Source organism: Snodgrassella alvi (assembly GCF_040741455.2).
In the GTDB taxonomy this organism is placed as follows: Bacteria; Pseudomonadota; Gammaproteobacteria; order Burkholderiales; family Neisseriaceae; genus Snodgrassella; species Snodgrassella alvi_E.
In genome coordinates this window covers 1,985,949-1,998,680 of the sequence record NZ_CP160328.2, presented here as the reverse complement: position 1 = coordinate 1,998,680, position 12,732 = coordinate 1,985,949, and the positions used below count along the sequence as shown (strand labels likewise).

Below are 12,732 nucleotides of genomic sequence, written 5' to 3'. Positions count from 1 at the left end.
AACAATTTAATATTTAAAAATTAAATTAGTTTTAAAATTTTCGAAAATATAGTTTTAATATTTTCAATTTCTCAAAATTATTCATTTTCATCTATTTTCCCGAAGACATTTTCTATCCTTTCCAAATATTTTTTATAATAAATAGTATATTTTTTTTTATCATATAGCCTTTTATATATATATTGACGCCCATAGATAGCATAATGAATATCTTCTGATACACTAGCCTCAATTTCCCAGTCCTTTAGGATAAATAATTGAATTTTTTCCTCTTTAGGTAGTTGATTCAATTTTTTTATTAAAGCAGTTTCTTTTAATCTAGATATAAGCACATAACGGTATATATCTGAATCACTTAATAAATTATAATTTAATTTATCTGTAAAATCATCATCGTTTAAAACCTGACGAGCATAATAAGCTAAACAATACCTATGTGGTTTTTTCCAATCAATCGGCACATCTAATTTTTTAATAATTTTATCAGCTTCTAAAATCCAAGTTTTTTTATCTGTATTATTATAGATACTAAAAGAAACATAATGTTCAAATGTATCTGATCTATATATTACAATATATACTACCCCATCATTAATATAAGCAACTTTAGCTTTGAAGTAATTATTTTTTATTAAACATGTATTCAACATAAAAACTCCACTTTTTTGAAAAAAAGAAAGCTAATTGAATTTTTTTGCAACCTCTTTGGAAACACTCATTTTTTCTGCTATTGACCGTTTTGATGATTTTAATATTTCATCTGCTTGCTTGTCATATTCACAACCCCAAAGTTTAGCTTCATTTACAAGCTTTTTCAAAGCATCTAATACTCGATTGTACCTTAGATTATGTCCACTGTCCCCTCCTCCATATTTTATTAAGTCTCCGGCTCGTATTCTTGCTCTCATTGATAAATAATATATTGCATTTCTTATTTTTTGACAACGATCGTTTGGGTCAAAAGGGTCATATCCTAACTCTTTTTTTCCTTCACATACATTAAGTAAATGATCTTCCCCTGGATGTCTTGAATTTAAATATGGTAACCCATTATTTCCTTCTTTCAATCTTCTATCAATATTCTGATTTATGCCTGCACCTACTCCAGGCATGATGCCAGAAACTAATCTTCTTGCCCGAATGCTTGATAATGCTGATCTCAAACCTATAATGCCTAACCTTATTCCAGCAACAACTAATGCACCAACTACCGGAGCAATCTCCCCAGTCGGGTCACTATATATAAGCGGATTCCCACCTACATATCCATACGTGTTTACTCCTCCTGCTAACCCTATCGGGTCACTCTGAATATATCTCCCCGTCTTCGCGTCGTAATTCCTGAAGTAGTTGTACGACAGTCCGGTCTCTTCGTCGTAATACTGTCCCGGAAACCTCAGGTTCATGGTGATTTGGTTATTTGCATCCAGTTCGCTGTTGCCAAATGCATCACTGGTAATTTTCCAGCTCTGTTCTCCTGTACTGTTTATTGCTAGTTGTGGGGTGCCAAGATGGTCTGTTATTAGGTAGTGATAGCTGGCATTTTTTAGGGTTTGGCCTTCGTTTAGATTCGCCTGCCACAGTGGGCTGGTGCCCCAATCGCTGTCTGGTGCCCAACCGTACGCTACTTGCATCCGTCCTGTTTGATCCAGTTCAGCTATCAGCCCTTCGCTGCTGTAGATATAGTAGGTGGTTTTGCCATTTACGGTTTTGCTGATGCGCCGGCCAAATGGGTCGTATTGGTAGCTGGCTATTTCTCCGCTGTCGTTACTGACTTTACTTAGTCTCTCGGCCGCGTTGTAGCTATAGCTGAGTTTTTTATTGGCGTTTTCTTCTGTCGCTAGCTGCCCGTTGATGGTGTAGCTGAGGCTGGTCTGTTGTTTGCCTTCTCCCCACTTGATGAGTTGGTTGAGGTCGTTGTACTGCCACTCACCTGGTTGTTGGGCGCTACCGGTGCGGTTGCCGATGGCATCGTAGCTGTAGGATTCTGCTCGTTGCGCTAGGCTTTCCTGTTCCGGTTTGACTTGGGTTAAGCGGTCTAATTGGTCATACTGGTAGCTACTGCTGCCCTTTTCTGTCTGGATACTGCTGATGTTGCTGACTTTATCGTAGCTGTAGTGGCGTTCGAGTAAGGTTTGTCCTTTGCTAACCAGTTTGATTTGTGTTGGTCGCTGTAAGGCATCATAGCTGTTGGTTTGTTCTGCTTGCGGATAGGTGATACGTTTAGGCTGATTCCATTGGTAATCACGCCAGTTGATTTCTTCTCCGTTTGGCAGTATGGCTTGCTGTAACTGGCCGTTGGCATAACGATAGTTTACTGTGCTGTTATCGGGATAGGTGATGCTGGCTAGGTTGCCATCTGTATCATAGCTGTATTTTAAGGTTTTGCTGATGCGGCCATAGCTGATGTTTTCTTCAACGATTCGTCCTAGGGCATCGCGCTGATAGGTGTAATGGCTGTTGGAGCTGCCGCTTTGCTGTACGTCTGTCAGTTGGTTGTTGGCATCATATTGGTAGTTGACTGTCTGTTCGGCGGTGTCGGCACCGGCTGCGATGTAGTTTTGCTGGCTGAGGTTTCCCGCTGCATCATACTGATACTGTATGCGGTTGCCGTTGGCCTGCTTCTGTTCGGTCAGCTGGTTGGCAGCGTTGTAGCTGTATTCGACGTTGTTGCCCAGTGTTTTGGTTTCTTTGAGTAGGTTGTTATTTTGATCATATTCAAAGTGGTACTGGTTGCCTTTGGCATCAGTCAGTGTGCTGAGGTTGTCAGACAGGTCATACTGGTACTGGGTTTTACCTGACAGTGCATCTATGTCGGCTGTGATTTGTCCCAGTGCGTTGTATTGGCTTTGGCTGGTGCGGTTGGCAGCATCGGTGCGGCTGATTTGTTGGCCTAGTTGGTCATAGCTGCTGTGGCTGCTTATCTGGGTATTGCTGTCCAGCTGCTGGTTGACGCTGATGGTGTTACCCATGTTGTCATAATCGTAGCTTTCGCTGTAGGTCGGGTAGTTTATTTTGGTCAGGAGTCCAGCCTGACTGGTGCCGGGTGCGCCATATTCGTAGCTAAGCTGATTGCCTTTGTAGTCTTTATACTGGCTGATTCTGCTGTTGCTGTCGTAGCTCTGTTCACTAACCAGTCCGGATGGGGTGATGGTTTTAATCAGGCGGTTGAGCTGGTCATACTGCTGGGTGGTAACTTGATTCAATGCGTCAGTGGTTTTTACTTCGCGCCCTGTTGCTGTATTTTGATAGCTGTAATGGGTGCTGTTGCCTTGCGCATCGGTCATCTCTACTATTCGGCCGAGGGCATCGGTTTTCATGGTAAAGGTGTGCTTGAGTGGGTCGGTTACTTGTGTTGTGTAACCGGCAGCGTTGTAACCCAATAGCCATTTCTGCTGTAAAGGGTTCTGTAATTCGGTTGGCTGACCTTGTATGTTATAGCTGTACTGGTACTGTTGCCCTTTGCCATCGGTATAGCTGGCTATGTTGCCGTAGCGGTCAAAGCTTTGCTGCAGGCTGATGCTCTTTTGATTATTGCCTATGGTGGCTTTGGTTTGCTGACCTAGGTTGTCATACTCGAAGTTGACGATGCGTTGCTCGGGTTTGCCGGCAGCATAGGTGATTTTGGTCGGCTGGTTGGCAGCATTGTATTCAAAGGTGATGCTGTCGCCTTTGGCGTTGATTTGTTTGACCGGTTTGTTGGCCTGATTGTATTGATATTCTTCTACTGCGCCATTCGGATAGGTGACTTTAACCGGATAGTCCGCTTGGTTATACTGGGTAGTGGTAATCTGCCCGCGTTCGTCGGTGTATTTGACGATGTTGTTGGCGCTGTCTCGATCATAGCGGGCGGTAAGATGGCCGTTTATACTTTCGGTCAGTACGCGTCCATTGCTGTCAAATACGGTGACGGTTTTTTGTCCGGCCGGATCGTTGACGGTGATGGTGTATTGTTTGTTGACGCGGTTGTACTCGGTGTTATAAACAGTCACAGCACCGGTTTTGCTGGTGATTTTGCCTACGCGTGCCAGTTTGTTTTCATGATCGGCTGCGCCGGTGCTCACTACGGCACTTTGTGATATTACGCCACCATTGCGGCCGCTGCCCATGGCAAACTGTGATGAGGGTACGGACACGATGTAATCAATTTTGGTGACGCCACCATCGGGATCGGTGCGGCGGTTTATCTGGCCGTTGTTGTCGTAACCATATTTCCAGACGTTGCCCATGACGTCGGTTACTTGGGTCAGGCGGTCTCCGGACCAGTTGTAGCTGACGCTGCGGCCACTGCGGTCGGTGGCTTTGATTAGGTGATCCTGATTGTCATAGTCTAGGTTGTATACGAGTTCGCCGTTGTTATCTTTAATGGCTTTGCGCTGCCCGTCTTTATCTAGCTCAAAGCTAACTTGTACGTTGTTGGCATTGCCATAGGCCAGTGGCCGGCCTTTGCTGTCATAGTTTATCCAGTTACCCTCTGGATCCGTCCAGCGCCAGCCGGTTTCGGTTTTGCTGATGGATACTTGTTTGTAGGTATATAAGTCGGCTTCGCCGCTGCGCTGATACAGGGTACCGGCACGATCGATGGTTTTGACGCTGCTGTCGAGCGGATCTAATACGAAGCGTAGTTCGGCCCAGGCTGGATTGAGATACCAACGTCCATTTTCCCAGGTGCGGTTGAGTTTGACTTCTCCACCTAATACTTTTACCCGCATGTCTACGGTGTTTTCGGTATATTCGGTATTCGGCAGTCTGACGCTGGCATGACTGATGCCAGATAATTTTTCGTCATTGCCGCTGATGCGGGCATACGCCATCTGCGGCAATGCCATTACCAGCATGAGTATGTAGCTGATTACCCGGAACAGCCATTCCTTCAGGCTGTTCCGGGGTCGGTTGTTTGTTTTCATTTTTTGACCCTTGTGTTTAATTTATTTATTTTGTTTTATTTGTTGGTATTAGCACGAACCATCTTTCGAACCACCTGAAGCGCAGGGCGCATCCGGGGTACAGCCAGGCGTTATCGGCATCGCCTCCGGCGAACCCGCTCCAGCCCCATTTCCGAAAGTGCCGCCGCCCACTCCTCCAAGTGAACCGCCGCCTCCCCAGCCAATACCATTGCCCTTGGTTGAGCATTTTTTACCGGTGTATTGATAGAAACGCCCACTACTGCTGCCTTTGGAAATGTCACCACTGGGACACTCACTCTGATGTGATTCCTCATAGCTAGCTTCGTAGGATGTGCAGTCGTCTTCATCTGGTACAGCACGTAGCAAGTCTGATAGCGAAGCAATTCTGGTTTCTGCCGGCGCCTGTTGTTTCGGATCAAGAGCAGTCACTTTATAGGAAATCACTACTTTTTCTTTTGGTTTGAGCACACTGGGCACTTCACCAAAAAATTCATACTTGAAGTGAGCATCAGTTTTCGGCAAATTCAGTACCACATGGTCAGCCTGTACCAGACCATAATTGCTGACTGTAATCTGGCCCGTTTTTTCTTCTCCAACCTGCATTGCACCAAGATTAATAGACAATGGTTCGAGCATAATGACAGGTGCCGGTACTTGCGTATTAAAGGTGGCATTAACATTAATGTCATACACATCTTTAATGGAGGTTTCAGTCACGCCAAACTCTACATTGATTGTCTGATACTCCAGAAATACATGCTGATTAGTTGTGCTATCAGGCTGAATCACTATACGGCCGCTGGCATCCATATGATTAGGTGCGCTGACGCGATAGCGATAGATGCCTGCCGGCAGCTTGTTTAAGGTTGCGATACCATCTTTGTCTGTATTGAAAGTATATTGTTCCGTTAATACACTATCATTCTGCAACTTGATGGTTGCTCCTTTTACGCCTTTGATGGGCTGTCCGTCTGCATCTAGGGTGGCGGTATAGATATCAGCCACATCAAAGTGAGCTACGCCCTGTCCGCTCTGGGTAACGGAAATTCTTACCGGAATGGTGCCTGCTACTTTGCCGCTGCTGGATACTCTGATAATAAAGTTGTAAATGCCGTCGGGGATGCTGTTGTCCGGCTGAGCCATGATTTGTACCGGTACTTTTTCATCAACCGCAATTTCATTAATATTTTTATCACTGGCAATAAATACCCAGCTCGGAGCGGGATTACCCTGCTCATCTACCAGCTCTACCTGAACATTTTTTGCCGCTGCCAATCCTTTATTGCCAACGCTGACTTTGGCTGTGGAGCTGGTATTTTGCTGTAAGCCAGTCTGTATATAGGTAGGCGATGCATACAATTCAGGCATTGGCTGACCAAGCTCATAATTAATCTGTAATTTACCGCGTACCAGATCTCCTGAATCATCGGCATAGGCCACCAAAAACAAGCTGCCCTTTTCGGCTGCATGATCGTCTGCGGTGAATTTAATTGTTGTCGTGCGACTCTGTCCGGGGGCAATATTTACAGCTTCAGATTCAATATTCACGCCCTGAGGCAATACGCCATCTGGCTGATTTTCAGCAGCCAATACCCAGCGCAGGTTTTTAGCACCGGTACTGGCTGTAGCATTAACCTGTATGGGTGTGGTGATGGTTCGCGGCGCTTTGAGCTGATAGCCTTGTATATTAAATGCGATGCGGTTGATATCAAAACTGCCCTGACTGGTAACAGTTTTTTCATCCGGATGAATAATGCCAACCTGATATGTACCCGAGTCAGATTCCTGCGGGGTAAAGGTATAGGTGAAATGGCCGTTTTCATCAGTGGCAACAGCTATTCTGCGTTCAAACCCTTTTACATTCAAAACCAGTTTTAGCGGTAGGTTTGCAGCTATCGTATTTTCAGCACGATAAACAGCCTGCCCGCTAATGGTTACTGGCTGCGGGCCATAACTAACCGCAGGGCTGATTGCGGTAATTTTACCGGTATAAGGTGTGGGAGGCGGAGCCGGTGGTTCAATTTTGACATTGACCGTACGGGTGCTGGTCACTGTTTTGCCGCTGGTATTGGTCACTTTTGCACTGATTTTGTGGCTGCCATTATCCTCCATGGTCAGAGGCCAGTGTGCCTGATAGGGGCGTTCTGACAGAGTAGCAAACTGTTTGTTATCTATCAATAAATCTACTTTTTCGATACCAAGTTCATCTGCAGCATCTACCTGAATATCAACCGGAGCAGCAAGTGTTTGATTATCACTGGGAGTAGTAATGATTGCAGTGGGTGTCGGTAAAGCGAAATCAAACTGCACCGGTGCACTGGGCTCACTGCTGCCAGCATCATTCTGCGCTACAGCATGTAAGCGGTAACTACCTTCTTTCGGCAACAGAATATCCTGAGTGAAATAGCCTTGTGCATCAGCAGTAACCTTTTCACCCACTGGTTTATCATTCAGATACAACTGTACTTTTGCACCAGACTCAGCAGTACCCTGAACTTTTAATGCTGCGTTCTTAACCTTTGTCTGGGTAACAGGGCTGATAAGTACTGGAGGTGTAACCGTAATAGCAGATGCCTGAGTATAGCCTGAGCTGTTGCCTGCTTTATCCAAAGCATTCAGTCGGGCATATAACATTCCACCAACAGGCACATTATCTATCTGCACATTATTGCTTTGCAGATTAATATCCTGATCGATAATGGGTTTATTGAAATCTGGATTATTGGCAATTTGCAGATGTATAGAGGCTATACCACTCAGATTATCACTGCTGCTGTAACCAATTCTCACCGCTTTGTCATTAACACGACTGAATTGGTTTAGTTCCACAACCGGTTTGGTCGTATCTACGGTAATGAGCTCAGAGGGTGAAGACCACATTTCCCAGGTAGCACCTCGATTAATACTTCCGCGTACACGGGCGCGATAAGACTGTCCATTTTGTAAACCTGCATCATAAGTATATTGATTTACTTTATTCAGTATTTTTTTATAGACGGTATTTCCGGAAGCATCCTGAATTTCAATTTCCCATGTATCAAGTGTATTGATATTCTGCCATGTCCAGCTTGGTGCCTGATTTGTATAACGGGCAGCAGGTTGTGGTGCAGCCGGTGTTAGATCAGAAATATCGATAAAATTGTACTCAGCATTCTCATTCTTGGTATATTCACTTAAATCATTATTAGGCGTAAATAAAATAGCCTGTTCTGGTTTAATGATATTGGCTTTATTACAGCCTACTTGAACGTTCTTTGGCGTGATGCCCTGAATACCAATTGTTGCACTCTCGCCTTTGCTTAGATCAATATTTAAAGTACGATACTGATATTTAATCTGATTTGTACCTTCATAAAGAATCGCTTCAAAGGTTCCCATAGGCAGATTCGAACTATAAAAATACTGATTCGTCCATTGCACAATGAGTTTTCTGTTTGGCGCTTCACCCTGTGTTTCGTATTTAATGGTACCAGCAGGCTGGCCGTATACATCAGTTCTTAAATCATCCCAGAATACAAACAGTGTATTATTGATTGCAGGTAGGCAAGAGTTATTGTAACCGCTGCTTGGATTCGAAAATTGCAGTAATCCATTTGTACTTACATAAAATTTATTATATTTTTTGCCATAATAATTAAACTCAAAACCAATCGGTAATGCGCCACTGACTTTATCATCACCTTTCAGTTTTGTGTCGGTACCGGCATAGCTTGCCGCACTGGCAATGGTGCATAATGCACAGACAACCATTGCATATGCTTTTCTCTGCTTATTTTTATGTTTTGGCTCTTTTTTTATGTTTAAACCGAAAAACCTTTTTTTCCAGTATTGATAAATATTCATTGTGTACCCCTCATGAGTTCGAATACTCCTTAAATAAATTAAATAGTTATGCGGCATGGTCTGGATAAACTTTGTCCAGCATGATTCATTAAATTATTTTGTTGTTGTATATATTGCTGATAAGCCGCTAATCCGCCTTGCAACCAGACAATATGGTCGTTTTCTGCAAAGCTCATTTGCCGCTGCAATAGCCTAAGCGTCTGTTCATCTGGGCTAACCAGTACATAGCGTATAAAGGCATCATTACGATTATCTCCTTGGCTGATGTATTGCTTTAGTTCTGGACCAGATATCTGGGCAAGACTAAATTGTTTAGCAGGCAGTTCTGGTAAAGTATTCATTTGTTGTGAATTCAAACCTATACTAATCACCTGCCATTGTATGGATTGACTACCGGATAAAAACTCCAGTGCAGAAATTTCCTGCTGACTGGGCTTATTATGCTTTTGTACTTTTTCCCAGACAAAAAATCCTCCGCTTAAAGCATATACGTGGTTAAAACCTTTTTTTCTTAAATTTTTAATAGTTTGATTTATCTGTAATTCATCAAAACCAGTTCCAACCAAAATCACGGTTTTAGGAGCTAAAAAATCGGCACTATACAATCGACTAAGCGGTACAGCCAGCATTTTCAGCCCTGTTTCTTGTTGCACTGCACCAGTTCTGATATCCACCCACACCGCATTCTTCCATTGCGGCTGACTTAACGCTTTTATGCTAAGCCAGTATTTATGATCAAGTGGTTGTTTAACGTGGTTTTGCGGCCAGTTTACGGCTACAGGCTGTTGTGCCAAGTCTGGTTTATCATTGAGACAGGCAGATAATTCCTGTGCCAATATCCGTACACTGAAAAAAAATAAAATTCCAGTGATATAAATAATCTGTGATAACTTCAGCATCGCATATCTGTATTTTTATTGGTTTATCATTCAAAATTTACAGCCACAACGATATATCGTGGTGTTGCAGCTGAATAATCAAGCTAAATAGTATTTCTCATCTAATTGAAATATTAATACTTACCAATTAGCTTGATTTGACAATGGTTAAAATGGTTTATTGCTAATATGTAATCATTATTCAACTAATAATTATCATTTAAATTCAATATACAAGCGCTTTTATTTCTGAATCGCGTAAAATTTCTACACTGGTGGCCAGCATTAGAGCGATTGCACGTTAACAACCACCTAGAAAAATTTTAAATATCTTCAAATAGCATTATTAATTAGCTATATTTCATAAAATAAACAAATAATATTTATTTCAAAAGCATAAACTAACTATTACCACAATCCAGATAAGATTAATTGTCATTAAAAACTTTCAACCTCTATTTTATGGTTGCCGTTAAAATATAAATATTTTTAATCTATTTATTAAATTCAAAATTTTTCTGTTGTTAATACTTCCTCTATATTAGCTATATATATATCAATAAAATATTAACTTAATTGCGTAGCTCCATTATTCGCAATAATCAATTATCCTGCTCGCATTAATGAGCCTCAAAGGCGAATCAAGATAAAGAAATGGTACAGATGCTCTATGTATACGGATTTCAGATTTAAAGGTTTCAGAGCTTTGTGATTGCGCTCTATCTTGTTCTGAAGTCTGAATCCCGGATTTCATACGGCTGTATATAGCCAATAAATTTTGTAAACAGTTAATAATTTTGCTAAATAGATATTAACTTTCTTTTGTACACCTTTAATATTAGCATACCCTAATATTTTTAGGCAAATAATTTGTATCAGTTACTTAACTACGCTAATAAAGCATTATTTTACTACCATAAATTAGATGATACTTATTTTTTCCATACAACTATTTAGGAAGCTATCTGTAAATATTTCTGCTTCAAGCGCGATTATTTGCACCTCTAGAGATGTTTATTATGTTTATCTTCTTCAACTAGCTAGATTTAATCATGCTATTAATTTCCAAAATATATCTGGATAATGATTAAGTTACCTAATAAAAATGTTTTCCCAAACAGGCGAATTAAAGTACCAACAGAATAAAATTATTGGACAACGTAATGCCGTCTTTCAACGCTGATATCTGGTATTCGTCGCTGAGTCTCAAAAATATCATATGCAGGTTTCAATTGTTGCCAGAAAGGAAAATATTCTGAATCCTGATTTTTTTTCATATTAGATGGGCTCATCATAAATGGAAAAATATGTATCGGAATCTGCTTCTGCCCCTCGTCTAATGCCAAGCTGACGAGAGTATATATTTCTTCTATACTTGCGTCTGTCATGGCATAACAACCTGCAGAAACACATTTACCATGTATCATAATATAACTACCGTTAAAACCATTTGCTTGATCGTAAGTATTTGGAAAACCAATATTAAAGGACAGATGATAACGGCTATGTGGATTGAGCAGATTTTTCTGGGTTGCATAAAAGCCTTCCGGACTTTTGCCATCACCTTCTGCTTTTTTAGGTCCCAGTCCACCAGAAAAAGTACAAATTCTCCATGTTTTATATAGCTTGTATGGCTGATTTTTATGTTGAGTCCAGATTTCCAGAATCCCTTCCTGCTTAAAAAGACGCAAATAAATATTATCCCCGCGTACTGGATAATTGGCCGGATTCGTTTGAAGTGGATATTCCAAAGCTTGAGCATGATGGTATCGATTCAATGCCTGATTAATTGCTGATAAAGAATCAATGTATAGCGGATTATTCTTCAACACCAGCACAAACCCAGCAATAAAAGCAATTAAACAGCCACCCACAAAAAAACCAAAGATTCTATTATTCCTGAATTTAAAATTGTTTTTGCGTTTTCTCACTACAGCCGAAATCAATAAAACAAACCCTACAGCAACCAAAAATATCAGGCTGGAGAGGCAAAGCAGGTTTCCGATTAATTTTGACATATATTATCTTTGATTTTCTCAACAGAAATCTGACTGTTTAAACTGATGGCTGGTTGTTAAACAACTGATTTATATGATTTCGTAAGCGCTTTAAGATTAAAAGTATCTTATTCAACTTATATTACTATAGTATGTAAAAATAAATCAATTTATTTAGCATTCTATTCAGAATTTAAATTGACTAATCAATCATTTACTTGCTTGATGATTTTTGGCAATCCATAATAATTTGATGCTTAACTCTGATGAATCCCCTAATGATTTTGGTAAAAATCATTAAGTTAAGGTGGATACACATCTTGTCATATGATCAAATGGTTTCGCGAAAAATCAATAATCAGACAACAAGATGTGCGAACTCGATATTTTACACGACTCTCTTTACCAATTCTGCCCCGAATTACACTTAAAACGACTCAACAGCTTAACGTTGGCTTGCCACGCATTACTTGACTGTAAAACTCTCACTCTTACCGAACTTGGCCGTAACCTGCCAACCAAAGCGAGAACAAAACATAACATCAAACGAATCGACCGATTGTTAGGTAATCGTCACCTCCACAAAGAGCGACTCGCTGTATACCGTTGGCATGCTAGCTTTATCTGTTCGGGCAATACGATGCCCATTGTACTTGTTGACTGGTCTGATATTCGTGAGCAAAAACGACTTATGGTATTGCGAGCTTCAGTCGCACTACACGGTCGTTCTGTTACTCTTTATGAGAAAGCGTTCCCGCTTTCAGAGCAATGTTCAAAGAAAGCTCATGACCAATTTCTAGCCGACCTTGCGAGCATTCTACCGAGTAACACCACACCGCTCATTGTCAGTGATGCTGGCTTTAAAGTGCCATGGTATAAATCCGTTGAGAAGCTGGGTTGGTACTGGTTAAGTCGAGTAAGAGGAAAAGTACAATATGCAGACCTAGGAGCGGAAAACTGGAAACCTATCAGCAACTTACATGATATGTCATCTAGTCACTCAAAGACTTTAGGCTATAAGAGGCTGACTAAAAGCAATCCAATCTCATGCCAAATTCTATTGTATAAATCTCGCTCTAAAGGCCGAAAAAATCAGCGCTCGACACT

At 41.4% G+C, this 12,732-nt stretch carries 5 protein-coding genes and 1 pseudogene; 1 reads left to right on the top strand and 5 read right to left on the bottom strand.

The window, feature by feature from the left end; genetic code table 11:
* Positions 1-77: 77 nt before the first annotated feature.
* The 5 genes from ABU615_RS08875 to ABU615_RS08855 form a co-directional block, all read right to left on the bottom strand.
* Complete coding sequence (locus ABU615_RS08875; RefSeq protein WP_367440156.1) at positions 78-650, bottom strand: hypothetical protein; 573 nt, start codon at positions 648-650, stop codon at positions 78-80.
* A gap of 30 nt (positions 651-680) precedes the next feature.
* The gene (locus tag ABU615_RS08870) at positions 681-4,907 is read right to left on the bottom strand and encodes an RHS repeat-associated core domain-containing protein (protein ID WP_370388861.1); all 4,227 of its coding nucleotides are present in this window, start codon (positions 4,905-4,907) and stop codon (positions 681-683) included.
* Positions 4,908-4,955: 48 nt separating this feature from the next.
* The gene (locus ABU615_RS08865; RefSeq protein ID WP_370388860.1) at positions 4,956-8,750 is read right to left on the bottom strand and encodes an Ig-like domain-containing protein; all 3,795 of its coding nucleotides are present in this window, start codon (positions 8,748-8,750) and stop codon (positions 4,956-4,958) included.
* Positions 8,751-8,788: 38 nt separating this feature from the next.
* Complete coding sequence (locus ABU615_RS08860) at positions 8,789-9,649, bottom strand: rhodanese-like domain-containing protein (protein WP_370388859.1); 861 nt, start codon at positions 9,647-9,649, stop codon at positions 8,789-8,791.
* A gap of 1,127 nt (positions 9,650-10,776) precedes the next feature.
* Positions 10,777-11,646, bottom strand: coding sequence for a L,D-transpeptidase family protein (locus ABU615_RS08855; protein ID WP_370388858.1), 870 nt, complete (start codon positions 11,644-11,646; stop codon positions 10,777-10,779).
* A 349-nt stretch (positions 11,647-11,995) separates the two neighbouring features.
* Between ABU615_RS08855 and ABU615_RS08850 the strand changes: the two are divergent.
* Positions 11,996-12,730, top strand: a pseudogene (locus tag ABU615_RS08850) (IS4-like element ISVsa5 family transposase); the annotation flags it as partial.
* Between the last annotated feature and the right edge of the window lie 2 nt (positions 12,731-12,732).